This window comes from Vibrio halioticoli NBRC 102217 (assembly GCF_000496695.1).
GTDB classification, from domain to species: domain Bacteria; phylum Pseudomonadota; class Gammaproteobacteria; order Enterobacterales; family Vibrionaceae; genus Vibrio; species Vibrio halioticoli.
The window spans coordinates 63,316-89,367 of record NZ_BAUJ01000005.1; the positions used below are offsets into that span (position 1 = coordinate 63,316).

Annotated in this window: 24 protein-coding genes; 13 read left to right on the forward strand and 11 right to left on the reverse strand. The window is 42.6% G+C overall.

Annotated elements, in window-relative coordinates; genetic code table 11:
* Nucleotides 1-53: 53 nt before the first annotated feature.
* Together manA and VHA01S_RS02840 are read right to left on the reverse strand one after the other, a co-directional pair.
* Entirely contained in the window at nucleotides 54-1,265 is a 1,212-nt protein-coding gene (manA, locus tag VHA01S_RS02835; RefSeq protein ID WP_119006032.1) for a mannose-6-phosphate isomerase, class I, read from the reverse strand.
* A gap of 559 nt (nucleotides 1,266-1,824) precedes the next feature.
* Entirely contained in the window at nucleotides 1,825-2,706 is an 882-nt protein-coding gene (locus VHA01S_RS02840; RefSeq protein ID WP_023402838.1) for a LysR family transcriptional regulator, read from the reverse strand.
* A gap of 169 nt (nucleotides 2,707-2,875) precedes the next feature.
* Here VHA01S_RS02840 and VHA01S_RS02845 point away from each other — a divergent pair, with 169 nt between their 5' ends.
* Nucleotides 2,876-4,039 (forward strand): MFS transporter, encoded by a 1,164-nt coding sequence (locus tag VHA01S_RS02845; RefSeq protein WP_023402839.1) that lies wholly within the window; start codon nucleotides 2,876-2,878, stop codon nucleotides 4,037-4,039.
* Between the two features lie 235 nt (nucleotides 4,040-4,274).
* Complete coding sequence (locus VHA01S_RS02850; protein ID WP_023402840.1) at nucleotides 4,275-4,946, forward strand: outer membrane protein; 672 nt, start codon at nucleotides 4,275-4,277, stop codon at nucleotides 4,944-4,946.
* 256 nt (nucleotides 4,947-5,202) lie between these two features.
* On the opposite strand, the gene VHA01S_RS18740 is transcribed toward VHA01S_RS02850, so the two are convergent.
* The 8 genes from VHA01S_RS18740 to VHA01S_RS02890 form a co-directional block, all read right to left on the reverse strand.
* On the reverse strand, nucleotides 5,203-7,059 hold the full coding sequence (locus VHA01S_RS18740) for a polysaccharide lyase family 7 protein (RefSeq protein WP_023402841.1): 1,857 nt from the start codon (nucleotides 7,057-7,059) through the stop codon (nucleotides 5,203-5,205).
* 477 nt (nucleotides 7,060-7,536) lie between these two features.
* On the reverse strand, nucleotides 7,537-8,139 hold the full coding sequence (locus VHA01S_RS02860) for a hypothetical protein (RefSeq protein WP_119006033.1): 603 nt from the start codon (nucleotides 8,137-8,139) through the stop codon (nucleotides 7,537-7,539).
* Nucleotides 8,140-8,373: 234 nt separating this feature from the next.
* Nucleotides 8,374-9,501 (reverse strand): DUF1513 domain-containing protein, encoded by a 1,128-nt coding sequence (locus VHA01S_RS02865; RefSeq protein ID WP_023402843.1) that lies wholly within the window; start codon nucleotides 9,499-9,501, stop codon nucleotides 8,374-8,376.
* A complete protein-coding gene (locus VHA01S_RS02870; RefSeq protein WP_023402844.1) occupies nucleotides 9,491-10,540 on the reverse strand; it encodes an imelysin family protein in 1,050 nt (349 codons plus the stop codon). The genes VHA01S_RS02865 and VHA01S_RS02870 overlap by 11 nt, the downstream gene beginning before the upstream one ends.
* A 33-nt stretch (nucleotides 10,541-10,573) precedes the next feature.
* On the reverse strand, nucleotides 10,574-11,992 hold the full coding sequence (locus tag VHA01S_RS02875) for a di-heme oxidoreductase family protein (protein WP_023402845.1): 1,419 nt from the start codon (nucleotides 11,990-11,992) through the stop codon (nucleotides 10,574-10,576).
* Between the two features lie 86 nt (nucleotides 11,993-12,078).
* Entirely contained in the window at nucleotides 12,079-13,299 is a 1,221-nt protein-coding gene (locus VHA01S_RS02880; RefSeq protein ID WP_240432757.1) for an imelysin family protein, read from the reverse strand.
* A gap of 364 nt (nucleotides 13,300-13,663) precedes the next feature.
* Nucleotides 13,664-14,440: a DeoR/GlpR family DNA-binding transcription regulator gene (locus tag VHA01S_RS02885; protein WP_039970067.1), complete on the reverse strand. Its 777-nt coding sequence runs from the start codon at nucleotides 14,438-14,440 to the stop codon at nucleotides 13,664-13,666.
* A 10-nt stretch (nucleotides 14,441-14,450) separates the two neighbouring features.
* Complete coding sequence (locus tag VHA01S_RS02890) at nucleotides 14,451-15,224, reverse strand: glycerophosphoryl diester phosphodiesterase (RefSeq protein ID WP_023402848.1); 774 nt, start codon at nucleotides 15,222-15,224, stop codon at nucleotides 14,451-14,453.
* A 234-nt stretch (nucleotides 15,225-15,458) separates the two neighbouring features.
* On the opposite strand from VHA01S_RS02890, the gene ugpB reads away from it, so the two are divergent.
* The 5 genes from ugpB to VHA01S_RS02915 are packed head-to-tail and all read left to right on the forward strand — an operon-like array spanning nucleotide 15,459 to nucleotide 20,485.
* Nucleotides 15,459-16,766, forward strand: a complete 1,308-nt coding sequence (gene ugpB / locus VHA01S_RS02895; protein ID WP_023402849.1) for a sn-glycerol-3-phosphate ABC transporter substrate-binding protein UgpB — start codon at nucleotides 15,459-15,461, stop codon at nucleotides 16,764-16,766.
* A 56-nt stretch (nucleotides 16,767-16,822) separates the two neighbouring features.
* Nucleotides 16,823-17,704, forward strand: coding sequence for a sn-glycerol-3-phosphate ABC transporter permease UgpA (gene ugpA / locus VHA01S_RS02900; RefSeq protein WP_023402850.1), 882 nt, complete (start codon nucleotides 16,823-16,825; stop codon nucleotides 17,702-17,704).
* Complete coding sequence (ugpE, locus tag VHA01S_RS02905; RefSeq protein WP_023402851.1) at nucleotides 17,704-18,552, forward strand: sn-glycerol-3-phosphate ABC transporter permease UgpE; 849 nt, start codon at nucleotides 17,704-17,706, stop codon at nucleotides 18,550-18,552. Before ugpA ends, ugpE begins: the two co-directional genes overlap by 1 nt.
* Before the next feature lie 3 nt (nucleotides 18,553-18,555).
* Nucleotides 18,556-19,662 carry a sn-glycerol-3-phosphate ABC transporter ATP-binding protein UgpC gene (ugpC, locus tag VHA01S_RS02910; protein WP_023402852.1) on the forward strand — a complete coding sequence of 369 codons (1,107 nt, stop codon included), beginning with the start codon at nucleotides 18,556-18,558 and terminating at the stop codon, nucleotides 19,660-19,662.
* Nucleotides 19,655-20,485: an HAD-IIB family hydrolase gene (locus VHA01S_RS02915; protein WP_023402853.1), complete on the forward strand. Its 831-nt coding sequence runs from the start codon at nucleotides 19,655-19,657 to the stop codon at nucleotides 20,483-20,485. Before ugpC ends, VHA01S_RS02915 begins: the two co-directional genes overlap by 8 nt.
* A 104-nt stretch (nucleotides 20,486-20,589) precedes the next feature.
* Here the strand turns inward: VHA01S_RS02915 and VHA01S_RS02920 are convergent, their stop codons facing one another.
* On the reverse strand, nucleotides 20,590-21,657 hold the full coding sequence (locus VHA01S_RS02920) for a class I SAM-dependent methyltransferase (RefSeq protein ID WP_023402854.1): 1,068 nt from the start codon (nucleotides 21,655-21,657) through the stop codon (nucleotides 20,590-20,592).
* A gap of 311 nt (nucleotides 21,658-21,968) precedes the next feature.
* Between VHA01S_RS02920 and VHA01S_RS02925 the strand changes: the two genes are divergently transcribed.
* From VHA01S_RS02925 to VHA01S_RS02950, 6 genes are read left to right on the forward strand one after another with little or no spacing between them, the layout of a single operon-like run.
* Nucleotides 21,969-22,700, forward strand: a complete 732-nt coding sequence (locus tag VHA01S_RS02925) for a beta-ketoacyl synthase chain length factor (RefSeq protein ID WP_023402855.1) — start codon at nucleotides 21,969-21,971, stop codon at nucleotides 22,698-22,700.
* A complete protein-coding gene (locus VHA01S_RS02930; RefSeq protein ID WP_039970036.1) occupies nucleotides 22,697-23,461 on the forward strand; it encodes a lysophospholipid acyltransferase family protein in 765 nt (254 codons plus the stop codon). Before VHA01S_RS02925 ends, VHA01S_RS02930 begins: the two co-directional genes overlap by 4 nt.
* Nucleotides 23,462-23,478: 17 nt before the next feature.
* A complete protein-coding gene (locus VHA01S_RS02935; RefSeq protein ID WP_023402857.1) occupies nucleotides 23,479-23,739 on the forward strand; it encodes a phosphopantetheine-binding protein in 261 nt (86 codons plus the stop codon).
* A 19-nt stretch (nucleotides 23,740-23,758) separates the two neighbouring features.
* Complete coding sequence (locus VHA01S_RS02940; protein ID WP_023402858.1) at nucleotides 23,759-24,016, forward strand: acyl carrier protein; 258 nt, start codon at nucleotides 23,759-23,761, stop codon at nucleotides 24,014-24,016.
* Nucleotides 24,016-24,585, forward strand: coding sequence for a COG4648 family protein (locus VHA01S_RS02945; RefSeq protein ID WP_023402859.1), 570 nt, complete (start codon nucleotides 24,016-24,018; stop codon nucleotides 24,583-24,585). The genes VHA01S_RS02940 and VHA01S_RS02945 overlap by 1 nt, the downstream gene beginning before the upstream one ends.
* Complete coding sequence (locus VHA01S_RS02950) at nucleotides 24,582-25,976, forward strand: AMP-binding protein (RefSeq protein ID WP_023402860.1); 1,395 nt, start codon at nucleotides 24,582-24,584, stop codon at nucleotides 25,974-25,976. The genes VHA01S_RS02945 and VHA01S_RS02950 overlap by 4 nt, the downstream gene beginning before the upstream one ends.
* Nucleotides 25,977-26,052 lie beyond the last annotated feature (76 nt).

A 26,052-nucleotide genomic window follows, 5' to 3' on the forward strand; every position in this document is an offset into this window, starting at 1 on the left:
GGTCAGGTCTTGAATTTTGCATTTATGCAAATTTCAAGACCTGACCCCGCACATTAATTAAACGCTCTGGCTATTCGGCCTTTAGAGTTCAATAAGTAAGATCGCGTATATGCTGGGATAAATACCGATTCACCTTTGCGTAGCGTAATCATTTCACCCGACGTATGAGTGATAGAAACCTCACTATCAATGGCAAATAAAATTTCGGCACTATTAACCTTTACAGTTTCGTTTTCAGCTTTAATAAAGCAATCAAATTTAAAATCGGGAACAGGGACGGGATAACTTTGCTTATTACCTTCAAGTTTCGGAGTTAATAACAAGGTGTTTCTTGGCTTTTCTTCAAATAAGGTACAACGTGCAAGCTCTTGTATATCTATATTTTTAGGCGTTAAACCCGCACGAAGAACATTATCAGAATTAGCCATAATTTCTAATGCTGTCCCTTTTAAATAAGCATGTGGGGTTCTAGCGTCTAAATACATAGCATCCCCAGGTTGTAGAGTAAGAACATTCAATATAAACGGAGCAAATAACCCAATATCTCCTGGATAGCTCTGAGATAACTCAATCACTAAAGCAGAAAGATCATCTTCTATCTCAGAGTGCTGTTGAACAGAACAATAGCTCATCAATGCTTCAATAGATTGGCGTTTAGCTTCACTTTCTAACGATAAGATACCGGTGAAAAATCCTTCTATCCCAGCTGCGGTTTTATTGACTTTAAAATCATTTAGTAATGCTTCCACGTTTGGCATCGAAACCTTTGTCACTACATCAGAAAATAAGTCTATGATCTCATTAAATGCACGAAATCCATCCATCGCTTGATAAGGAGTTAACGCATATACCAATTCGGGCTTATGATTCGCATCTCGATAATTTCGTTTTGCACTTTTTATATCAATGCCTTGTACATTTTCTCGTTCAAAACCGGCTTCAGCTTCAGACTTACTTGGGTGCACTTGTATCGAAAGACCTTTTCCTGCTGCTAACACCTTAAAAAGATACGGAAGCTCACCAAACTTCTCTGCGGTATTGCGAGAAAGTATGGTGTGTTTGTTGGTTTCGATAAAGGAAGATAACAAAACCTCCTTGCCATTTTGAGTTATCTTTGAGCATCCATTAGGGTGGGCTCCCATCCAAATTTCCGCTTGTGGCTCGTGAAGAGGGTTCTCAAAACCAAAAAGTTCATGGATAGAAGTCTTACTTCCCCATGGGTAATTTTGAATGATATTTGTCAGTTTAAATAAATATTGTTGCATGATTCTAATCCAGACCATTTGATTGTTATGTAAGGTCCGGAGTTAGGTTTTATTATTTGTATTATTAAATTACATATCACTTATATAATGTATATCTACATTAATCGATGTTTTATAAAGCAAAAAACAAGACCTGACCCCGTTTATTTAACTTCATAAGTACCATGCTTCAAATTTAAAAAAAGACGACCATGATCAAGTTTAAATATTAAAAATATCATTGATTAATATAAATATCAGTGACTATATATATGTGAAATATTAAATTCCATATATATAGTTACTAATGTTCTATTATTTTTTTATTTGGTTATTCATATAAAACAAATCACACAATGTAATTAACATTAATTATAAATAAGTGGTCACAACAATAAATCAGATTAAATAATCATTATTAATATAATAAGACTATCCAGATATGCACCTGTATAGTTAACAAATTACAATAATCACCTCTGACAAAGTGGAACTAAGTAATAAAAAATATGACAGAAACTACACTAAACACCAAAGTTCAAGTGGCAAAGTAACCTGCAAATTTCAAGACCTGACCCCGCTAGAGCATCAGTTTAGGTTGGATAAAGTCGATAAACGCAGATATTCGTTTGGAAACAGAGGAGGATTTGTAGAATACGGCACTGATTTGCTCTCTTGCGGTATCGGTAAGTGTCTCTGATTCTAACAGTTGTACTAGTCGACCTTCTTGAAGATCCTTTTTGACCATAAACCCAGACAAACAGGCAATACCATTACCAGCCAATACCAATTGTCGAACAGTTTCGCCATTGCTAGAGGTTAAACAAGGTTCAAGTGGTTGAAATCCTTTCAGAGGCCAATCATTTAATGATTTTACTCCTGAGAATCCGATAATATCGAAGCTCGGCAGTTCGCTCACTGTTGTAGGCATGCCTCGTTTTGATAGATATTCTGGTGATGCTACGATAAATAATTGGCTTTTACCTAGCGCTCGGGCGTGAAGCGTGGAATCACTGAGTTGACCGATACGAATGGCAAGATCAGTTTTCTTTTCTAGTAAATCAACTATCCCTTCATTTGCGGTTAATTCTAGTTTTATATCCGGATAAGCTTGCTTGAAAGGCTTGATCAAAGGGATCAATTGATGGAAAACAAAGGGACTCGCTGCGTCTACGCGCAAACGTCCTTTTGGTAATTCACCTCGCAAAATAATCTCTTCTTCGGCTTGCTGAATTTGTGTTAGGCCCGCACGTATTGCATCAATAAATTGACGACCTTCATCTGTGAGCTCAACTCGTCGTGTAGTGCGATGCAAAATAGTGACATTAAGCTGCGTCTCTATTTTATTTACCGCTCTTGATACTCTTGCCACCTGAATATCTAGCGCTAGTGCCGCAGCTGAGAAGCCCCCACAATCCACAACAGCTAATAAAATGTCTAAATCATCGGAACGAGTCAGCATTCGGTATCCTCAAGCATTATTCTATTACTGTTATTTATAGCAAAAGTTATTTGTTAAAGGCACTGTTTTTCACAATTATCAATTCCGACATAATCCTCCCCATCGAAACAAGGCCGACCCAAATGAATGTCGACCCTAAACACACAATCACTAACTAATGGGAACGATTATGCCTTTAGCACTATTTGCATTGACGCTTAGCGCCTTTGCCATTGGAACCACCGAATTTGTCATAGTAGGACTTATCCCTACTATGGCCGCCGATTTGCATGTGTCATTACCATCAGCAGGACTGCTAGTCAGCCTTTATGCACTAGGTGTTGCCATTGGCGCTCCAGTACTTACCGCATTAACGGGTAAGTGGAACCGCAAGCATGTACTGCTTTTTGTTATGTCTTTATTTGTCGTTGGTAACTTACTGGCTTGGCAAGCACCAACCTACAGCACCTTAATCCTTGCGCGTATTCTTACCGGCTTGGCTCATGGCGTATTTTTCTCTATCGGCTCTACTATTGCGACTAGCTTGGTACCTAAAGAAAAAGCGGCAAGTGCCATCGCAATTATGTTTACTGGTTTAACCGTAGCTTTAGTAACTGGCGTGCCACTAGGTACTTATATTGGGCAAGCTTTTGGCTGGCAGGCAACCTTTTTAACTGTTGCTTTGTTAGGGGTGATTGCGCTAGTCAGTAGTGCGTTTTTAGTTCCAAACAATCTGAAACAACCTTCTATCGCCAAACTTTCTGCACAACTCACTGTGTTAACACAACCGCGTTTGTTACTTGTTTACGCAATTACTGCTCTTGGGTATGGCGGCACATTTACAGCGTTTACTTTTTTAGCACCAATCCTAGAGCAAGTATCAGGGTTTCACTCAAAAGCTATTAGCTTAATCATGCTGGTATACGGCGTATCGGTGGCGATTGGTAACATCTGGGGTGGCAAGATGTCAGATAAGATGGGACCCATTAAAGCTCTGACTGTTATTTTCTCAGGCTTGGCTATTGTATTGATTGCATTTAGTTTTACTGCGATTAACCCAATTACTGCGGTAATCACCATCTTAATTTGGGGCGCCTTTGCCTTTGGTAACGTCCCTGGTTTACAAGTCTATGCCGTGAAGTTAGCAGAAAAATATACTCCAGATGCGGTTGATGTCGCTTCAGGTCTTAATATTGCAGCCTTTAATGTTGGTATCGCACTAGGTGCATGGGGCGGAGGTTTGATTGTTGATCAATCTGGATTAATGAACACTCCTTGGATTGGCGCTTTAGTTGTACTTGTTGCGTTAGCGCTTACTCGATTTAGCGGTAGACTTGACCAACAAGCGGCTTAGAACCAAGCGATAAAAAATATCAGGTCTTAAATTTGCACTGTGGTTTAAGTGCAAATTTCAAGACCTGACCCCGCATCAAACGCTTAATAACTAAAAAACCAATATCAGACCATTTATTTCGACAGCCTGTTTTCTATGTATGGATTAATGGGAATAATGCTTACACTGCACTCACACACAGTAATATCGAATATGATACGTTGCATGAAATTGTTACTCTCTATTTGGATTGAATGTGAAAAAATATAATTTAGTTGCTTTATGTGGCATTGCGCTACTTTCATCTTCAGCTTTTGCAAGCTCTGATCCTTCTGGCTTTTACGTGTTAGGTGCTGTAGGTACTACGGGTATTGATGACGGGGGTTATACTGATGATTTTAATGACAACGTAAATATTAGTCAGCCATCTTTTGATTCTGAGCTAGAAACCAAAGGGTCTACTAAAACCTATAGCATGGGTTACCAAATTAACCGTATTGTGGGCGTTGAAGCGACTTACATGGACTACGGCCGTATTAATCTTAACCAAAAATCAGCGGGTGTAAGTACTGGTTCGAGCCAAGTTTTTGCTCCTGAGTCTTTCTCAGTATCGGCTAACTTAGGTTACTCATTCCACAATGGCTTACGTCCATTTGCAAAAATTGGTATTTCTTATATTGATTTTGGCGTTGAAGATGCTGGCAACTCGTCATTCAAAGACATTAATGGACATGGCGGTATCCATATTGGTGCCGGTGTTGAATATGCTTTAGATCTTGGCGAAAACCATGGCAACGTATTATTTAGAACAGGTGTTGAAGGCGATATTGCCAATGTTGAGCTAGAGGGCTCTCAAGGTGCATTTATCGAAGACAACTACAACTGGTCTATCGCAACCCTATACGCAGGTGTTGGTTACCGCTTCTAATAAATAATCTTCTATCGAAAGGTGGATGTTAATCATTCACCTTACTTCTCCCTTCTTCCCGCCCAATTCAAATATTTTCTATCAGCGATCTGTGTGAACTGTTTTCTAATAAACCCTGTGATTGATAGTGCCATGCAAATTTCAAGACCTGACCCCCTCTCTGATTCATCGTGCCGTGCAAATTTCAAGACCTGACCCCGCAATTGAGGTTAAGAAGGCTGACAATAGTGCCAGCCTTTGATTTTAAAGAGTTGGATTATTCGTGGCTTGCCCAGAAGTCGTAGACGACTACTTCACCATAGTCTTTAGGGTTGTCGGTGTAGTCCCCTTCAGATTTTGCATTGGATTGGGTGTAGTTACCGATTTTGAAATAGGCATCTTTGTAGCTACGGTTCATCACGTAGTCGTTTGCGCCGTCTTTCACTAAGTATTTATCGGCGTTGCCATTTTCGTAGGCTTGTTGCAAGTTGCCATCTTCGCTGTAGTAGACGTAGTGTTTACCATCAACCACTTTAAAGATAACTTCTTGTTCAGTACCTAGTTTGTAATTGTTTTCAATGGTGACGTCATGATGCAATTTACCGCCGTTGAAAGATAAGAATAGGTGCTGACCTTCAAGACGCATGACCATGGCATCATCGATACCAGCGGTTTTGTCACCATGAATTTGGGTTGCGACTAGCTCATTTTTCACTATCGGTAAGTGGGTAATAGCTTGTTTTGAATAGACAACATGAGTACCTTCCGTAGTCCAGAAAATATCTGAGCTACCATCTACTGTACGTTCTCTTAGTTCAGAACGGATGTTGTGTGTATTCGGTGTTGTACCGTTGTTGTGACGGATTGGCGCCTTAAACACGATACCATTACCTTGATCATTGACGTGGAAATACTCATTGGTCACATGGTATAGCTGTTTCTGTTCAGCGCCTGTTGGGAAGGTGATTTTCCATTGTTTGTAATTACCCATAAGATCAGATGGGTACTGAGCATTACCTGCCGCTACGCTATGGCTCGCGTGTTGTGCTGGTTGCGATTGATGTGTTTGCTGGACGTGATTGTGGCTTGCTTGCTTAATGGTGTTGGCTGGCGTCAGCAATGACGCGGCAATCGAATTATCCACATGCTGCTGTGGCGCTGATACCGCATGAGTCTCTACGCCATAGATTTTGGTCTCAACAATTGAGTTCCATTCTGAGCTATCAGAGTTACCTTCACCAGTAATACGTACGTAGCGGGCGTTGCTATCATCAACATCCACATTCTCATAACCTGAGTTATCACCGGATGACATGCCACCTTCAAGCACTGGAGTCCAATGGTGATTGTCTGTAGAAGTATCAATATGGAAATAAGAGCTACGTGAGTCGCCTTTAAACCATTTAATCGCCACTTTTTGTACTTGTTCTTGCTGACCTAGATCATAAGTAATGCTCTTGCCTACCCCCTCAGATGACCAGCGAGAATCTCCAGAAGTATCACCGTCAATGGTATTTTTCGGAGAGTGACCATCATTGCTACCGTCATCCATCGCCGATTGGATCAGCAATAACTGCTGTTGCTGAGAGTGAGTATTGTGATGCGCATGTTGAGAAGAAGGGGTTGTTTTTTGTTGACTAGGCTGCTGAGTAGAGTGTTGAGGCGCAGTTGAAGTGCTTACTTCTGTAATACTAAAATCATCAAAGCGGCCTTCATCATTATGATACGCACCGAAGACAGTTATATTATTTGCTGAACCAGAATTAAACGGCACAGTCACTTTTTTATAATCGTGGTGACTACTGCTAGTGCCTGCATAATGGTGTCCGTTGACAATAACACCCACTTCACCATCGCCTTGAATGTACGCAGTCAGCTCATAATTTTGATTTCGCTGCACAGTGACTTTTTGCTGAAACATACCGTGAGAGCCCGTAATTTTAGCTGATTTTTTACCACTGTGCGCATCTCCAGAAATTGCCGATGGATCCGTATCACTCCAGTGAGAGAAGCCACTTTCAAAGCTTGCGTTGTTAATATTAACTGAAGCAGCATTTGCGGTAGACATTACAGATAGGGACAGTGCGGCAGCAACCGCAACGGTAATATATCTTACTTTTGTTTTATAACTCATGATTATTATCCTTAATACATTATAAAGACACGATAACCATATGATAAACATCTTGTTTTATTGCTCTGCACGGTGCTAATCATATTTTAATACAAATGTTATCGACCCCCGCTTTATACTCCTACACAGAGTGCAAAAACTTTTAACCAAGTCATGTTCAACAATAAAAACGTAACAAAATGTAAATAAATGCAATAGAGATCACACAGAAAAAACGCTATTTAGTTCAATAAGATACAGAATGAATCAAACAATAAGCTATAAATTATTGTCTATTTTTAGCTTACTGCGGGCTAAAAGTAGGTTTATTTTCACCAAGCAGGCTATACAAAAGAACAGTGTAAATTTGAGCGGTATTATTGCCGTAACTTGAGGTCGATCTAACGAAAAAACCTCATACAGTATCGAATACTCTATGAGGTTTTTATTGGTACTTGTTGATATCAATGAACCGAAAACTAATAACCTATCTGGCAATTAGAAGGTGGTACCTATATCACTAAATACAGCTTTCGTTGTTGAGGAATAAGCGATACCAAGGTTCCAACCACTTGATGTGGTAGCGTTAATACCAGCGGCAACCCCAAACAATGAATGAGTTTCACCCTCTAGGAAATAATCACCCATCGAATAATCAGAATGATAAGAGAGATATTTTTTAGTATATGCATACTCAGGCCCTACCCATACACTAATGGGTTGAGAGGTATCTAAGGTATAAGTTGGCGCTACGGAAAAAGTAATTGCACTGTTTACATCATTCTCAGGTGTGCGTGTGTGCCAACCATAAGGCTTACTCATCACATCACTGTAGTTTTTTGTATCTTCAACACCTCCGCTAAAACCTAGCTGTCCACGCCATCCAATGCTGTTTCGGGTATTGCGCTGTGCATAAACATTTAATGCAAAGCCATCCGAATAAGATGAGTGCCCAAGACCAACACCCAACTGAATCATTTTTTCATGATCTGTCATACTGTGGCCTATGGTTCTAACACTACTTGATGTTTGTGCATAAACAGAAAATGAAGCACATAGCGCGACGGCAGTTACAACTTTTATCGTATTATTTTTATTCACATTCTTCCCTAATTCAATTCTCTTTATTCGCCCGTGCGCTTTAATTTCATCACACCAACGAACTGAATCACTATTCCAACAAACAGAATAAAAGTGTGAGTTTTCTATTTTAGGGCGTTTTGGAACATCAAAGAAGACGATAACTTATTAGGTGTTCCTTTTTAATGTCTCTATTTTATGGTATGTAAACAGTGGTACAACTAGAAAAGTATAGAAAGCACAATACTTAGCAAATTATATTCGACTCCAATGATTATCCCAAAACAATGGTGTAACCGACTGATTCCGTTGTCTTTCCCCATCATTTGCTCGCTCTAAAATGACAGAGCCTGAGCCTGAGCTTATCGCAAATGAATTGTGGTTGGCGGTCACCCCAGAGGCGTCAGGTAAACTGGACAATTCTAATAATTGACCGCTTTGTTGTGACCAAATGCCGTAACAATTACCTATGGGCGATGTTGCAATAACCCATTGCTCGGTGGTACTAATGCTGCCTATATAATTATGAAACCTTGCCCACTGCTCCGGCTCAGCCTGTAACGGTGTCAGTTTAACCGCACTTTTTTGTGCATTACCTTTGCGCAAAGAGTGCCCATAAATAAGAGCCGGATGTTCGCTAAGATCACCTTTATTTTGCAGGGCGCAATACAGTGCATTTTTACCCTTACTTAGGTGGCGAATACTTAATTGCTGATCAGCCAAATACACCTGATCCATTAGTTCGCCCTGCGATGATAAATAACACAAAGATGGCTGCATATTAGCGAGATTTATCGGCTCTCGCCCATCGGTTTGAATGCCGCCTACAGCCATAGCCAATACATCATGATCTAGTCGTATAATTTCGTGTGGCCCAATACCAAAGCCATTAAATTCGGCCACTTTCTGATATGCGTGCTCCGTATCATACACACCAATGATCCCCCGACTGCTGCCCACTTCTCCTTCAGTGGTGTATAACCAGCGAGAGTCACTAGAATAAACGCCATGCCCATAAAAATAACGATTTCTAGAGGCTAATTTTAACTGAATGCTCTTGCCAGTTAGGTAGTTGTATACCTGAAAATACTGTCCTGGGCGCCTTGCAAACACCGTCACGTGTTGGCGCACTGTGCTAACCGCACTACCATGCCCACGCTCAGCAAGGGGGAATTGATGAATCGGTTGCCCATACTGATCGGCGATCACCGCCATAAAATGATTACGATGGTTAGTCGCGCAACCAATAAAAGTAGGCTTAGATGCTGTTGCGTTACCTGCTGTTGAACTGCCTGCTGATGAGCAGCCAGAAGCAAAATAGGGCGTCACTCCTGCGCAGAGTAATCCTTTGAGCAAAGTGCGGCGTGAGTCATTAATCGCCATCGGTTGCGTTAAATCCTATAACAATGCCGAGCTCTACCGCAGCGTTTTCATCCAATAGATATTTTAAGTGTTCCAATTTATGGTATTGATTGAGAACGACCCGATAGCCCTGTTTAGTTTGCAATAAATCAAACACGCTTTGCTGTTGCGGCCAACTCGCAAGCACATTAGAAAACTGCTGACCAATACTGTCGGCAACCTGCGTACTGCCGTTGTCGCGAAGTATCTTATCTAAGCCATGTCCATCAGCCAAATACAGCTTTTGCAGTGCTTGAAAATTGTATTTAAGCTGAGTCATCGACTGTTTCGCCCGCCAAGATTCCGCAAAATAGGGCTTAGGCTGACCAATTTTAGCCAAAGGTCGGCTCAGTTTTTTCATCGAATAATCAAGTTGATTGGACAATAGTGATACATATTCAGAGCGCCATTGCTGCGCGCTTAGTTCAAGCCAAGGATTGCTTTGCCAAGCCTCATTTATCGCCAATGCATGACTTTGCAAAGTTTGCCCAATGGCGATGGCGGTTTGACACGTAGTCGAGTTTGTCGCCAAATCAGAGGCCTCATCATAGAGTAACCATTCAATGGCGCCTACCCCTTGTACTGTCACGCTTTGTTTTGCAATCCCTTTGCTATCCCACGTTTGGGAATCTCCGAGCAGTTCAGACATTTTTCGGCCAAGGGTATTTTTCTTATCCGGCCAAAACTGAATATTCCAGTTTAAATCCAACGCTTGTTGCGGACCGCGCTCTTGCCCTTGCAGTGCCATCCAAGAATGCATGACGGTTGACCAAGCCTGTTTCACTTCAGCCTTTGAATCTTGCTCCGCTATACAGTAATCAGTCAGAGCCTGCGATAACCGTTGCGTATTGCGATGAAACTTAGCGGCTGATGCTTTTTCTATCTCATACACAGCATTTTTTGAATCCCAGTTCGTATCTGCCAATTTTTCTACTGGGCTTTGTACTGAGTTGGGCATCATTTGACACCCCCACAGCAGTGGCGTCATATAAAGCAGGTGTTTGTATGAAAATAATGTCATTGAAGTGTTCCTTACTGCATTACCACTTATCCGTTACAGCGAATTTAAAAACGCCAATAACGCATCTCTTTGCGGCTTATCTAAATTCAATACATATTGCTGAGCCGACTTTGCTTCGCCGCCATGCCACAGCACCGCCTCTAGTAGATTTCGTGCTCGGCCATCATGTAAGAAATAAGTGTGTCCATTAACCTCTTGGGTATAACCAATTCCCCACAAAGGTGGCGTACGCCACTCTTGACCATTGGCTGTAAATTCGCCTCGGTTATCCGCTAATCCTTCGCCCATATCGTGCAACAATAAATCGGTGTACGGGCTAATACGCTGCTTTGATAACGCAGGAAGTTCTGGGACATCGGCGGTAATCACGCTCGGTTTATGGCAAGAGTCACAGCCTGCTTTAGCAAACAACGCCTCACCTTCTTGAACTTGCAAGCTGTCTAAATTTCGACGCGATGGCACGGCAAGATGCTGAGAATAGAACTCCACAAAATCGAGAATTTTATCGCTGACTTCAAACTCACCGCTATTACCATTGCCATTAGGCAGTTCATTACAAATAGATTGCTTTGCGGTGCAGTTTTCGCTGGGAAAAAGTCGACTAGTAATGCCCAGATCGCCATTAAAAGCGGCGGCATTTTGCTGCATTAAACTGGGCTGTCCCGCCTTCCAACCAAAGCGACCTAATACAGTTTGTTGCTGTTCTACACTCCATACCTGATTGGCTTTACCTGAAATACCATCACCATCCTCATCATTAATATCTTGCCAAGCAAGAATGGTCGATTCAGGAATCGCTTCGAGCAAACCTAACCCTATCATTGGCGGCGCAACGCGCGCTGACAACATAGTGTCCTTTGCCATAGGGCCATAATTTAGGTTGGAAATCGAGACTGTTGGCTTACGCAAATTCACTACTGTGCCATCGGCAAAGCTCACTGCTTGAGTTTGATAATGTATGTTAATTTTACCTTCAGCAGGATGACCGGTTACCGCAAAGTCTTGCAGCTGACCGCCATAAGTTGGCTCTGGAATTGAACCTTGAGTCAGCAATAGCTGTTTTTGCTTATCGGTTACCGCAGGAATACTCAGCCTGATGAGCATAGAAACCGCATGTAAATCGTTTTCTTCTGGCGGGTGTCCTCGGCCATCTTTAACATGACAATTTTGACAGCCGTTCGTATTAAAAAGCGGCCCTAAACCATCACGGGCTTCGGTTGTGGCGGGAGCCGGAATCCAAGGATTACGAAAAAAACTGTTGCCGACACTAAAATCAAGACGCTTAGAGATAGGCAAATTAGCGGCAGGTAAAGAAAAAGCATTCGCTCCTTCTTTTTTGACGGTAGTAGCGCCACCGGATCGTACATCATAGGCCGCAGCGCCAAAGGTAAAGATAAATAAGCTAGCGAAACAACTAATAACAACCAAAATACGACGAAAGCTTTTAAACATGATATTCCATTATCGATTTTTACAAACACAAACGTGAAAAACGGCAAAAGGAGGCGAGCATTCGCCTCCTTTTATTTTCCTTTTACTTAAAACTGATGATCAGCTGTATCTGGATTCAAACTCGTAATGCCAATGATAGTGGCGCTTTTTTCAATAGCTTTGGTTTGCTCAACCAGAGATTGAATCGTGTCTTGCACAAGCTGTTGACCCGCTTTGTTGTTAGATGCAATCAGTTGATCAAAGTGCTGACCTTTATTTTCGGCAGAATCCACCAGCTTACCCACTTGGGCAATGGAGGTATCAAACTGTTGCTGGATCTGCTGCGCTGCTTTGGCATCTTTTTGTTTCACCAAATCGGCAATACTTGGTCCTGCAATTTTTTTACCGTCGCTACGAGTGTAAGTGCCCGTATATACGTTATAGATCCCTTGCTCGTTGTAGTAATGAGAGTTGTGCGTGTTATCAGAAAAACAGTCGTGTTCATCTTCTGTTGAACCTGCTTCTAATGCCACTTTCATTCTTTCTCCCGCTAACTCACCTAAAGAAAGCGACCCCATGCCAAACAGCATTCGGCGTAAACCGTTTTCAGATGGCTCACTAAGCAAGGTTTGGCGATAATTGTCTTTGCTATCCGCAGACCACTGCTTTTCCATCCATTGTAAATCTTCAACCAATAGTTGCGCCGTTGCTTGCAAGTACTGCCCGCGACGGTCACAGTTATTGTTTGTACAGCCCTCACCCACCACATAATCGGTATAACTACGTTCACCCGCACCACTGTTAGTGCCGTTTAAATCTTGGCCCCACAATAAAAACTCAATGGCGTGATAGCCCGAAGCCACGTTTGCCTCCGATCCGCCAAGCTCGTTAAGACTGGCGATTAATTGTGGAGTGATGGTTGCCGTATCCACCTTTGTATTACCAATAATCAGCTCACTGTTCGCCACGATATTTGCCGTTGCGCCATCGTTGCCCATTTCAAATTGGTAGCCAGCAGCAACGTAATCAATTAAGCCTTCATCTAGCGGCCATGCATTAAGTTGCCCTTCCCAATCATCCACTACCGGATTACCAAAACGGAATACTTCTGATTGTTGGTATGGCACTCGCGCATTTAGCCAGGCTTGTTTTACTTGCTTAAAACTGGCCTCTGATGGCTTAGCAATAAATTGCTCAATGCTATTATTTAGAATTTTCGCCGTTGCCAATGAATCAAAATAAACCGAGTGCGCTACATCCGCATAATGAGTAACAACTTGTTGCTCTGTCACTTCTTTTGCTGACAATGGACTGCTCAATAAAGCCATTGCGGCCACAGCTGAAAAAATAGGTTTCTGTTGCATAATGTTGTAAATCCCTTACCTGATGTTAATGCGGTTGCGTTTGATAATCATTTCTATTCACATAATGTACGTGATTTTCACCTTTTGTTACAAACATTTTTTTACATAATTTCTACATATAGTAATAACCACAAGGTATGAATGGACTTTTATTTATGCTTGTTTGCTCTATATATGCCAACCGCAACCAATAGGAAAATAAAACAATATGCGGGGAAAAATATCGAAGTTTTAAACGCAGGAAACCCACATTTTTAGTAGCAAAAATGCGGGTAAATATGGCTTTATATCAGGGGGTTATCAGTAGTATCAATCGATTTTTGATGACTCAATTCGAGTTAGGTGCTTTTTCTCCAAATACTCGATCAAATTGAGTTAAGTTCGCCACTTTAGCGTTGGCTTTTCGATGCCATTTACTGGAATTTGCCACCAGCCATTTCTGTTCAGAACCGATGAGAATCGCTTGACTGATCTGTGCTTCTCCCAGCTCATGCTCCATTGCGTACTCATCAAATATAACCTCATCACTACTGGGTGCACATAAGGCTTGATGGTTTTTTTGTTGCTCTATTTCACAAATGGCGGCGCAACTAATAATGCCGATATCAGCACTGAATTTATCGAAAAATTGCCCTACGCCATCACCAATAATATCGCCATCGCTAGTACGTAATTTGCCACCGGTTAACCATATTTCGATGTGATCGTACTGTGACAAAATATGCGCAGCTTGAAAGTTATTAGTGACGACTCGCAGTTGATTTAGGTTGACCAATTGCTCGGCAATCAGAGCAATAGTCGTACCAATGCCCAAAAACAAAGTACTTCCGTCGGGGATTTGTTTAACGACCTCAGCGGCAATTGCTCGTTTCTCATCTTGATTAGTGGTACTTCGCGATAGAAAACTGCGATTCACTAAAGTACTGGGTAAGCTGACACCGCCATGATGACGCTGCGCTAAACGTAAACTGCACAGTTTATTGATATCACGACGTATCGTTTGAGTCGTTACGCCAAAATGTTCCGATAGTGCATCTATGCTGCAATATTCTTGAGCTGAGATCAGGTCGATCACTTGTTGTTGGCGCAGACTAATATTGGGCATGCTATTGCGTTCAAACATTTTCTAAAGCGGCGTACGCTTGCGGAATATCTGTGATCATCATATCCACGCCCCAATGCCAATAATCATCCACCAGCTCGGGTAAATTAGGCGTGTAACAATACAACTGATAATCAAACTGCTTGATCTGCTGCGCTATCGTTGAGTTTAAAAAACGGTAATCACAATGCACGCTGTAGGCTTTGATCTCGCGTAAAATATCAAACGCCTCACGCGGGATTTTTTGCCATAGCTGGCCTCGGCGCACTTGTGGTAATAGATCTTGCATCTCAATTAATGCTTGGGTGTGAAAACTAGAAAATAAGATCTGATCTGCGGCAATACCCGAGGCAATGATGACTTGCGCCACTTTAGCGCACAACAGTGCAATATCGTCTTGCGGATACACTTTAAGCTCAATGTTCAGCTTTGTTTGGGTGCGCTGCACAAAGTCTAATGTTTCCAACAAGGTCGGAATAGGCTCCCCCCTATATTTATCATTAAACCACAGACCCGCATCCAATTTTTTCAATTGTGATAACGTCATTTCTGCCACTTTGCCACAACCGTTAGTGCATCGGTTAACGGTATCATCATGGATGACCATAGGTACGCCATCACTGGATAACTGCACATCAATTTCAATCCACTGACACCCTGCATCTACCGCAAGTATAAACGCTGCTAGCGTATTCTCTGGCGCTTGGTTTGAAACACCACGATGCGCCATAGTTTTTAAAATAGCGTTGGTTTTTAAAACACCATTGGCCTGCAAAATACTAGACATTCACTCTCATTCCATATCTGCCGAAATTGCCTAAAGAATGTCAGCCAAATATGACAAATTAATGTCATTACTGATACAAGCCAGACGTTCAATTAAGTTCATTTATCTGTAATCCAAACGTCATGTTTCTCGCTTAACTTTCACTTGAACACAAAAACAAACATATGAATACAAATGAACATAGATCATCAAGTTCATTTCTTATTACCCAAACTTAAATTTAAAGGAACGAATATGTCGATTACACGCTTCACTGGCGCAGTACTAGCTACAGCGCTTCTTAGTGCTCAAGCTCACGCAAAGACAGAAGTTGAATGGTGGCACGCCATGGGTGGTGCACTTGGTGAGAAAGTTAACACGATTGCGACTGAATTTAACGCTAGCCAGTCTGAGTATGAAATCAAACCGGTATTTAAAGGTAGCTACGCAGAAACAATGACCAGCGCGATTGCAGCATTCCGCGCCAAAGAGCAGCCAGCTATCGTTCAGGTATTCGAAGTAGGCACTGCGACAATGATGGGGGCTGAGCAAGCGATTTACCCTGTTTACCAATTGATGCAAGACACTAAAGAGCAGTTCGACTCTAGTGACTACCTACCTGCAGTAACGGGGTACTACACCACTAAAGATGGCAAAATGTTATCCATGCCGTTCAACAGCTCAACACCTGTGATGTACTACAACCAAGACATGTTTGCTAAAGCGGGCATCAAAGAAGCACCGAAAACATGGAAAGAGATGGAAGAAACATCTCTGAAACTGATGAAATCTGGCGCTAAGTGTGGTTTCACAACCACATGGCAATCATGGGTTCAAATCGAAAACTTTGGTGCGCGTAACAACGTTCCTGTTGCCACTAAGCAAAATGGATTTGATGGTTTTGACACTGAGTACACCTTCAATACTGAACCATTTGTTAAGCACATCGACCAAATGGCGAAGTGGTCTAAAGAAGGCGTATTTAAGTACGGCGGTCGCCAATCTGACGGTATGCCATTGTTCTACACTGGCGAATGTGCGATGACCATGGGCTCTTCAGCAGGTCTAGCGGGCATTCAAGAAAACATGCAAGGTATTAACGTAGGTGTAGCGCAGCTTCCTTACGACGACACTCTAGTAAAAACGCCACAAAATACCATCATCGGTGGCGCATCTCTTTGGGTTCTTCGTGGTCACTCAAGCGAAGAGTACAAAGGCGTAGCGAAATTCTTTACTTACCTATCTAGCCCTGAAGTACAGTCAGAATGGCACAAAGGCACAGGCTACCTGCCAATCACTAAAGACGCTTACGAATTGACCAAGAAAGAAGGCTTCTACAAGTCTCACCCTGGTACAGACACCGCTGTTATCCAAATGACAGAAACGCCGCCAACGGCAAACTCGAAAGGCATTCGCTTTGGTAACTTCCTACAAACTCGCGACATCATCAACGAAGAACTAGAAGCGGTTTGGGCGGGTCGTAAATCAGCGACTACAGCACTAAACACTGCTGTGCAACGTGGTGACCAACAACTACGTCGCTTCGAACGTACGCAAAAGTAACCTATCTCGCCACCTGATCTTAATTAAAGATCAGGTGGCGTTCACTGGATTTTTATATGTCTTCACAAGTTGTTTTTAAACACAAATGGTTACCCGTTGCGCTTATTGCGCCGCAATTAATCATCACTCTGGTGTTTTTTATCTGGCCAGCTGGTCAGGCAGTTTTCCAATCTACCCTGTTAGAAGATGCTTTTGGCATCAGTCGTGAGTTCGTGGGATTGGAAAACTTCTTGAATTTATTTAGCGATAAGCTCTATTTAAACTCTTTTCTTACCACTATGCAGTTCAGCATCAGCGTTGCGGTACTCGCCCTTGTCAGTGCATTAGTGCTGGCCGCTTTTGCCGAACAAATCATGCGCGGCGCGACGTTTTATCGCACTTTTTTGATTTGGCCGTATGCGGTTGCCCCTGTAGTCGCAGGTTCTTTGTGGCTATTTCTGTTTGATCCCACTATTGGCGTAGTCAGCGAAATACTGAATTTATTTAATGTGAATTGGAATCCAACCCTGAACGGCACTCACGCCATGTGGATGGTGGTGATTACCTCTACTTGGAAGCAAATCAGCTACAACTTTTTGTTTTTCTTAGCGGCCTTACAATCAGTTCCTAAGTCATTGCATGAAGCTGCCGCTATTGATGGTAGTGGCCCAATTAAGCGTTTTCTCACCATCAGTTTCCCACTGATTTCGCCCACTAGCTTCTTCCTATTGGTAGTGAACTTTGTGTACGCCTTCTTTGATACTTTTGCGGTTATCCATGCCATGACCCAAGGCGGTCCAAGCAACAGTACCTCAACGCTAGTGTACAAAGTGTATAACGACGGCTTTATCGGTCTTGATCTTGGTTCATCGGCCGCCCAGTCCGTGGTGTTGATGATCTTAGTGGCGCTACTGACTGTCATTCAATTTAAATACGTAGAAAAGAAGGTGGCTTACTAATGGTAGAACGACGCCCTTTATTTAAACTCGTTTGTCATTTGGTACTGATTCTCGGTATTTTGGCCATCGCGTTACCGGTGTGGATTGCTTTAGTGGCAACCACTCACCCCAATACGGCATTTGCGACCGGCACACCACTGTGGTTTGGCGATCTTGGTTTGAGCGTGTTTGTAGATTTACTGTCGGGTACCGGCGTACACAACAACAGCGCCCTGCCTATTCCGCAGATGCTACTCAACTCATTTATCATGGCGATATGCATCACTATCGGTAAGCTGACCATTTCAATTTTGTCTGCTTATGCGGTGGTATTTTTTGAATTTCGCGGCCGTATGCTGGCATTTTGGATGATCTTTTTCACCTTAATGCTGCCAGTCGAAGTGCGCATCATGCCTACCTTTGAGGTAATCACTAACCTCAATATGTTGAACTCATTCTATGGTTTGACTATTCCTTTGATTGCCAGTGCGACCGCGACTTTCTTATTTAGGCAGTTTTTCTTAACTGTCCCTAAAGAACTGGTCGAAGCGGCGCGCATTGATGGCGCAGGCCCAATGAAGTTCTTTTTTGATATTTTATTGCCGCTATCGCGCACCAACATTGCGGCTCTTTTTGTGATCACCTTTATTTATGGGTGGAATCAATACCTTTGGCCTTTGCTCATCACCACAGACACTAGCTATTACACCATTGTAATGGGCATCAAGCAGATGCTTGGCGTTGTCGATGGCGTGATTGAATGGAACAAGATCATGGCGACCACCATTATTGCCATGCTACCCCCTGTCATCGTGGTTATCGGGATGCAAAAAGCATTCGTCAAAGGCCTTGTGGATTCGGAGAAATAATTTATGTCTACCTTAACTCTTTCAAATATCGCTAAGTGCTACCCAAATGGATACCAAGCGATTCAAAAACTTAATTTAAACATCCAAGACGGCGAAATGGTGGTCTTAGTTGGCCCAAGTGGCTGTGGTAAATCAACGCTGCTGCGTATGATTGCAGGTCTAGAAGAGATCTCCAGTGGCGAGCTAAAAATTGATGACAAAATCGTCAACGATCACGAACCAAGCGAACGTGATATTGCGATGGTGTTCCAGAACTATGCCCTATATCCGCATATGTCGGTATTTAATAACATGGCGTATGGCCTACGTAACCGCAAAACGCCAAAAGCTGAGATTGAAAAACTGGTCAATCAAGCCGCTGAAATGCTTGAGCTGTCTCATCTATTAGACCGTAAGCCTAAGCAACTCTCTGGTGGTCAACGTCAGCGCGTGGCAATGGGGCGCGCCATTGTGCGTAAGCCAAAAGTATTTTTATTTGATGAGCCGCTATCAAACCTTGACGCTAAGTTGCGCGTACAGATGCGCCTAGAGATCAAACGACTGCAACGTAACCTAAATACTACCTCTGTGTACGTTACCCACGATCAGGTTGAAGCCATGACACTGGCCGATAAGCTAGTGGTGCTAAACCAAGGTAATGTAGAGCAAGTAGGTTCACCGCTTGAGATCTATCAAAAACCTGCATCACTGTTTGTGGCCACCTTTATGGGCTCTCCGGCGATGAATATCTTAAACGCGAATATTAGTGAGCTCGGCATTCATATTGGCGAGACTATTTTACCCATCAACAGCCAAGGCCTTCCTTACGGAGTGATTAAAGTTGGTCTGCGTCCTGAGCATTTGTTGCTAGAAAAACACAACCCAAGATTTAGCGTAAAAGTGGAATTAATTGAAGCGCTTGGCGCTGATTTATTATTGTACTGCCACACTCTTGATGCGCATCCACAAAATCTGGTTGTTCGCGTTGATGGTCATGAGGCGATTCAGCCTGATGACATCATTGGCCTAGACTTTGATAATGAATCCATCCACCTATTTGATACCCAAAGCGAAGCACGTTTTGATTTTGAATGTGTCGCTTCGCAACAAAAAGAGGCTGTAAATGCTTGACCCAATCAACACCATTGACCTTAATCGCCTCCGCGATATTGAATGGTTGTTAACCGACGTAGACGATACTCTGACATGGGAAGGTAAACTTCCTGATGTCACCCTAAAGGCCCTGTACGACTTACAGCAAGTTGGGGTTAAGGTTGTTGCGGTAACTGGCGCTTGCGCTGGTTGGTGTGACCAAATTGCAAAATTATGGCCTGTAAATGGCGTGATCGGCGAAAATGGCGCATTTTGGATGCAAAAAAATGCCACTGACTTTAGTGTTCACTCTGCACTGCCCATGCAGGAAATGCAGCAGCAACAAGCTAAACTAAAGCACGAACTAGAACAGCTTTTAGCACAGTATGATGATATTGGCTTTGCCTCTGATCAGCCGTTTCGCTACTGCGATATAGCGATCAATCTTAGTCAAGACCGAGAGCCTGTCAGTGATGAGATTGCGCAACAGCTAATGATGAAATGTCGTGCGCTAAGCATTGAAGGACAAGCAGTGCACGCCACATTAAGCTCTATCCATCTCAATGTATGGTTAGGAGAGCATAGCAAACGCATCACTGGTGAAGCATATCTGAGAGCATACAGCACTTTTGAAGATTTACCGCTACAGCGCATCAGTTATGTGGGCGACTCACAAAACGATGAAGCTATGTTTCAATGGCTTCCAACGACGTTTGGCGTCAACAATATTCACAAGGTGTTAGACCAGTTGACCAGCACACCAAGTCATCTGTTGACTGAAAATGGCGGATTTGGCTTTGCTGAATTGGCCAATAAAATTGTGGATGCAAAACGCCACACCCTAAAAGTGGTGGCTGGATAATCTTAACTTTTGTCTTTGATAAGAATGCCCCACTCATAATAAAGCCCCGCTGATTTATCGCAATCAGCGGGGCTTTTGTCTGTTACTGTGGACAAATTAACGAGTTATTTCGCCTGCAATTTTAACAGTGTATGACCTAAGCCAATGTTATCGATGCGCTCATCCACTGCAAGACCGGCTTCTTCGATAATTTCTAGGAAGTCATCACTGCGGTAGAAACGGCTATTACCGTTGGCTAAACAGGTAAAGTACAGTGAAGTGGCATTTAGGCTGTATGCGGCAGCTTCGTATTTTTGTGCATCCCAGAACAGTTCCAGAATGTAGATTGAATCACCAGGTCGAAGCTGCTTCTTCACGCGCTTCAAAATACTGAGAATTTCCATAGGTGAGAAACAATCTAAGAACTGGCTCATCCACCATGTGTCGATGTTGTCTGGCAGAGTCTGCTCTTTATTGAGCATGTTGGCAGGGTAAAAATTAATGCGATCGGCAAAGCCGTTCTTTTCGGCATTGATTTTTGCCATCTCAAGTTGTTGAGGCAAATCGACAATAGTGACGTTCACGTCTTGATCGTAGTTACAGCACTGCAACGCCCACTTACCTGTGTTACCACCGATATCAGCAATTTTCTGTGGTTTATTGCCAAATACCGTTTCGAGTAATTTAGGGAATGAACGATCCGAGTAGAAGTGATCAAAGTTAAACCAACTTTGTTTGGCTTGCTCTGGTAAACGAGATAGGCCTTCGTAGATAGTTTCCCAATCGCCCAACTCTTTAAGTCCAGCCGGTTTGCCTTCTACAATCGCTTCCGTTAAATGCATCATCGCGGCGTAACAAACGTCAGCAGTAAAATCCATATTCGCTTTGGTCATGCCATCGTGTAACAGGAAGAAACCAAGGTTAGCGATAATATAATTAGGCTTATTATAGGTAACGATATTGGCACTAACTGCCATATCAAGAAGAACTTTAACACCATATTCAGAGACATCAGACTGCTGACTAATTTGTTCAGCATTGAGCCCTTGCTCACCTGCGTTATCTAACACGGCCAAAATGCCTAAATCACGCAATGTTCTCGCAGTATGAAATACGATAGGAGCAAAGGATAACTTTTGCGCTTCAGTTTTCGCTTCTAGCGCGGTATATGGGTCTTGTTCTTTATTTAACACAAATAAACCTTTATATGTAATTAGAGTGCCCGCTGAGCAGGTTCTGTTGCAGAGAGTTTTCTCTAGATATCGACGTTGAGCTTATATTCAACGATTACAATTATGAGCAATATTAGCATCTTTTGCTTTCAAGTTTATTGGGTTAATGTATAGCATTAAGTGAAAATACTTATTGCAAAAATAAACAGAAATAAACTTTCCGGATTTTTATTTCTTTTATTCGTACGCTTTTTTACGTCGTTTCAGCAATAATCATCTTGATATTAAATTTTATATTTCAAGACATTACATACAAGAGTCTGCACAAAGATATGCCTAAGAATAACTTAACACTACAATTCAATATTGATGCATGGAATGCCTACGCACCAGGTATATCAACACAAAGCCAGTGGCAAGAATGGGCAGATTCTGGCATTTGGCCAGAAGATAATTCGATCATATCTTCCTCAATACCACCAATGATGCGCCGCAGAATGAGTAGTTTAAGCAAGCTTGCCGTGCAAACCTGCATTGAATTACTCAATGAACATGATGTGCAGTATCTGGTGTTTGCCAGTCGTCATGGCGAGCTGCATCGCAGCGCTAAACTGATTAGCGATATTGTCTCTGGCGAAGAGGCCTCACCAATGGCGTTTTCACAGTCTGTGCACAACACGGCTGCAGGGCTTGCCACCATAGCCACTAAAAAACCCATTCCGCTGACCTCAATTGCAGCCTCAAGCAATACCTTTCAAAGTGCCCTTATTGAAGCTTGGTTATATTTAACTTGCCACCCAAGCCATAAGGTACTGGTGGTCGATTTTGATGAGCCTTTACCCGATGCATACTCCAAATATGAAAACCAAGTTTACAACGGTTATGGGCTTGGGCTAGTGGTATCATATGGCGATAGATTCACAATCACCAAGCAAATGAGCAATGACAGCGAAGAGCAACCAATGCCTCAAGCATTAACCTTTCTTCAGCATTTTCTTGGCAGTAACAATAACTGGACGATTACATCATCGAAGCAAATATGGAAGTGGTATCAAAAGCCATGAAGACACTTGACCGCTATTGGCGTGTTTTTGCTACCGGATTCTGCTTTGTGGTCTTTGGATTGGGCGGCTTAGTGCTTAGCTTTTTAGTGATTCCTGTTATTCATCTATTTGTAAAAAATCAAACTCGCAGAGAGTATAAGGTTCAGGGCGTTATTCAGCGCTCTTTCAATGGCTTTTGTAAACTCATGAAGTTTACTGGCGTCATTGATTACCAAATTATTGGTGCTGATATATTAGAACAGGACTCAGACTGTCTGATTATTGCAAACCACCCTAGCCTTATCGATTATGTGCTGATTGCCTCACAACTCAAACGTTGTGATTGCTTGGTTAAGTCTTCTATTTGGGCTAACCCTTTTATGAAACACATAGTAAAAGCGGCAGGTTATATTCCAAATGAAACCGCCGACGATCTTCTGGTACGATGCACACAACGATTTGATAAAGGCAACGTGTTGCTTATCTTCCCTGAAGGGACTAGAACAACACCGGGTGTCCCATCAAAATTACAAAGAGGAGCGGCGCAAATTGCCATTCGCACCCAAAGAGATTTGCGTGTAGTGCATATTTCCGTTTCTTCTAGCTTCCTTACCAAACAAGGGAAATGGTATAACGTACCGTTAAATAAGCCTTTTTTTCGTATTGAAGTAAAAGACAAAGTTAAAGTTCAACCTTTTATTGAACAAACAGAGTCGCCGACCATTGCGGCTCGCCGTTTGCAACGGCATTTAACTGAGATAATATTTCCTAAGAATCATTAGCCATAAAGTAGGTCCCTGTGGATAAATTACACAACGAAATTAAACAACTCATCATTGATGCTCTTAACCTTGAAGACTTAACCATTGATGATATTGAAACTGAAGCGCCGCTTTTTGGTGATGGATTAGGTTTAGATTCAATCGATGCCCTAGAACTGGGTCTTGCGATTAAAAAGAAATACAACATTATCATTGATGCAGATGACACCAATACTCGCGAGCACTTTGCTTCTGTTAGCAATCTCGCCACTTACATCTCTTCACAGATCAGCGAATAATCCCTAGGTATAGACACTCATGACAGACGTAAGTAAAGATCAAGTATTTAATCAAGTTAAAGAAGCCCTAGTCGAGCTATTTGAACTGGATGAAGCAGATATCGTATCTGACGCTCATTTATACACAGATCTCGATTTGGATAGCATCGACGCGGTTGATCTTGTTGTTCACCTACAAAATGTAACAGGCAAGAAAATCAAACCGGCTGAATTTAGCGCAGTACGTACGGTTGATGATGTAGTAAACGCTGTCGCTGAGCTTCTTAAGGAAGCCTAATGCGCCAATTGCTGACAATTCTGTCCGCTGTTGTGTTACTTGCCTATCCATTTGCCGTGTACTTTGGCATCGATAGGTTTGGATTTTCCATCGTGGGGATTCTTTTGATCCTCGCTTTGGCAGTGCGTTTACTCAGTGTTCAAAAAACCAAGCTCAAAGAGTTGAAATACGTGGCGCAAATAAGTGCGGTCACCGGTATCACTCTAGTGGGACTCGGGCTCATTTTTAAGCAGCATGGTTGGCTAACGTTTTATCCCGTAGTGGTCAATCTATGCATGTTAGTGGTGTTTGCTTCTAGCTTGAAACAGCCACAAACCATTATTGAACGCTTAGCCAGACTGCAAGACCCCGACTTACCTCAAAGCGGGGTTGACTACACGCGAAAAGTCACCGTAATTTGGTGTTTGTTCTTTATTGCTAATGGACTATTCGCGCTTTATACCTGCTTTCATTCACTGCAACTTTGGACGCTCTACAACGGGCTAATTAGTTATATTCTTGCCGGATCATTATTCGCCATTGAGTGGATTGTTCGCCAGTTTCTCCTAAAGGATCGTAAGATAAAATGAACCTAGAGCAAGCTAGCTTTTCTTCTCTTACACACCTGTTTTGTACAGAGCGTGCTACTAATAATCGTGCTAGTAATAATATAGTGGCTTTCGATAGACACACCCATATCACGTGGCGCGAGTTTCAACATGATGTGGCGCTCTATGCTGAGCGATTAGCGCAACACCGTGAACAAAACGTCGCTTTGTGCTTTGGCAATAGCTACCTGTTTGCTGTGGGCTTTTTTGCGGCTTGTTACAGCCAAAAATCATTGGTATTACCGGGCAACTATCAAACCCAAGCGCTTAAAGAATTGAGTCAACACTTTGACTTGTTATTGCATGATAGCGATATCACCGTCAGTAATGATTTGAACGCGCTTGAAGTGACTCGAGCTTCAGAAAGTACAGCCACTAAGCCAATCGCATTTGCGCCTCTGGATCTCGATTCAATCAAGGTAACTTTGTTTACATCTGGCTCCAGTGGCACAGCAAAAGCCATCGTAAAAAAACTGACGCAACTGGATAATGAAGTGGTTATTTTGGAGTCCCTTTGGGGCGCAGATATAGCCAACACACGCATCGAAAGCACTGTCTCTCATCTACATATTTATGGATTGCTCTTCCGCCTGTTATGGCCGCTCTGCGCTGGCCGACCTTTTGCAGCGCACAATTTAGAGTTTCCAGAACAAGTTATCCAACACGCGGATAAAGACTCGGTGCTGATCAGTAGCCCAGCCCTGCTTAAACGTCTAACGGATGACAAAAAGAGTGCGCCATATCGCCGCATAGTGTCCTCTGGCGGGCCTTTACCGCAAGCAGCCGCCAAACTGAGCCAAACGCTATTGGGCTCTCTGCCTATGGAAGTGTTTGGTAGTACCGAAACCGGTGGCATTGCATTTCGTCAGCAACACACTCCAAGTACAGCTTGGCAGTTATTTCCAACTGTAGAAGCTGAGCTCAATAGTGAAAACTGCTTACGCTTACGTGCGCCACATATTGCCGGTGACGATTGGTATCAAACCGCAGACGAATGTCAGTTCCATGATCAGCGCAGTTTTGATCTCAAAGGGCGAACCGATCGCGTCATCAAAATAGAAGAAAAACGCATCTCTTTAGTCGAACTCGAAAAGCGCTTAGATCAACTAGACTGGATTGAAGAAAGCGCCACGATTCCAATGCAAGATGACCAGCGTCTAACAATTTGCGCAGTCATCGTGCTCACCGAAGCTGGGCATAAAGAAGTGCAGCGTATTGGTAAAGGGCCGTTTTGGATTGCTCTACGTAAAGCATTGCGAGATTGGTTAGAGCCGGTGGCGATTCCGCGTAAGTACCGCATAGTCGACGACATTCCGCTAAATAGCCAAGGCAAACGACAAGTAAACGAAATTAAGAAGCTGTTTCAAGCATGAAGTAATGTCAAACTGGGCAAAAGCACACAACTAACAATTACGCAAAAAAGACGCAGATAACGAAATGAGTAAGATA

Bases quoted from the DNA above. Each gene is read 5' to 3' on its own strand.
- manA (WP_119006032.1), bottom strand. From the start codon at position 1,265: ATGCAACAATATTTATTTAAACTGACAAATATCATTCAAAATTACCCA.
- VHA01S_RS02840 (WP_023402838.1), bottom strand. From the start codon at position 2,706: ATGCTGACTCGTTCCGATGATTTAGACATTTTATTAGCTGTTGTGGAT.
- VHA01S_RS02845 (WP_023402839.1), top strand. From the start codon at position 2,876: ATGCCTTTAGCACTATTTGCATTGACGCTTAGCGCCTTTGCCATTGGA.
- VHA01S_RS18740 (WP_023402841.1), bottom strand. From the start codon at position 7,059: ATGAGTTATAAAACAAAAGTAAGATATATTACCGTTGCGGTTGCTGCC.
- VHA01S_RS02865 (WP_023402843.1), bottom strand. From the start codon at position 9,501: ATGGCGATTAATGACTCACGCCGCACTTTGCTCAAAGGATTACTCTGC.
- VHA01S_RS02870 (WP_023402844.1), bottom strand. From the start codon at position 10,540: ATGACATTATTTTCATACAAACACCTGCTTTATATGACGCCACTGCTG.
- VHA01S_RS02875 (WP_023402845.1), bottom strand. From the start codon at position 11,992: ATGTTTAAAAGCTTTCGTCGTATTTTGGTTGTTATTAGTTGTTTCGCT.
- VHA01S_RS02880 (WP_240432757.1), bottom strand. From the start codon at position 13,299: ATGGCTTTATTGAGCAGTCCATTGTCAGCAAAAGAAGTGACAGAGCAA.
- VHA01S_RS02885 (WP_039970067.1), bottom strand. From the start codon at position 14,440: ATGCCCAATATTAGTCTGCGCCAACAACAAGTGATCGACCTGATCTCA.
- VHA01S_RS02890 (WP_023402848.1), bottom strand. From the start codon at position 15,224: ATGTCTAGTATTTTGCAGGCCAATGGTGTTTTAAAAACCAACGCTATT.
- ugpB (WP_023402849.1), top strand. From the start codon at position 15,459: ATGTCGATTACACGCTTCACTGGCGCAGTACTAGCTACAGCGCTTCTT.
- ugpA (WP_023402850.1), top strand. From the start codon at position 16,823: ATGTCTTCACAAGTTGTTTTTAAACACAAATGGTTACCCGTTGCGCTT.
- ugpE (WP_023402851.1), top strand. From the start codon at position 17,704: ATGGTAGAACGACGCCCTTTATTTAAACTCGTTTGTCATTTGGTACTG.
- ugpC (WP_023402852.1), top strand. From the start codon at position 18,556: ATGTCTACCTTAACTCTTTCAAATATCGCTAAGTGCTACCCAAATGGA.
- VHA01S_RS02915 (WP_023402853.1), top strand. From the start codon at position 19,655: ATGCTTGACCCAATCAACACCATTGACCTTAATCGCCTCCGCGATATT.
- VHA01S_RS02925 (WP_023402855.1), top strand. From the start codon at position 21,969: ATGCCTAAGAATAACTTAACACTACAATTCAATATTGATGCATGGAAT.
- VHA01S_RS02930 (WP_039970036.1), top strand. From the start codon at position 22,697: ATGAAGACACTTGACCGCTATTGGCGTGTTTTTGCTACCGGATTCTGC.
- VHA01S_RS02940 (WP_023402858.1), top strand. From the start codon at position 23,759: ATGACAGACGTAAGTAAAGATCAAGTATTTAATCAAGTTAAAGAAGCC.
- VHA01S_RS02945 (WP_023402859.1), top strand. From the start codon at position 24,016: ATGCGCCAATTGCTGACAATTCTGTCCGCTGTTGTGTTACTTGCCTAT.
- VHA01S_RS02950 (WP_023402860.1), top strand. From the start codon at position 24,582: ATGAACCTAGAGCAAGCTAGCTTTTCTTCTCTTACACACCTGTTTTGT.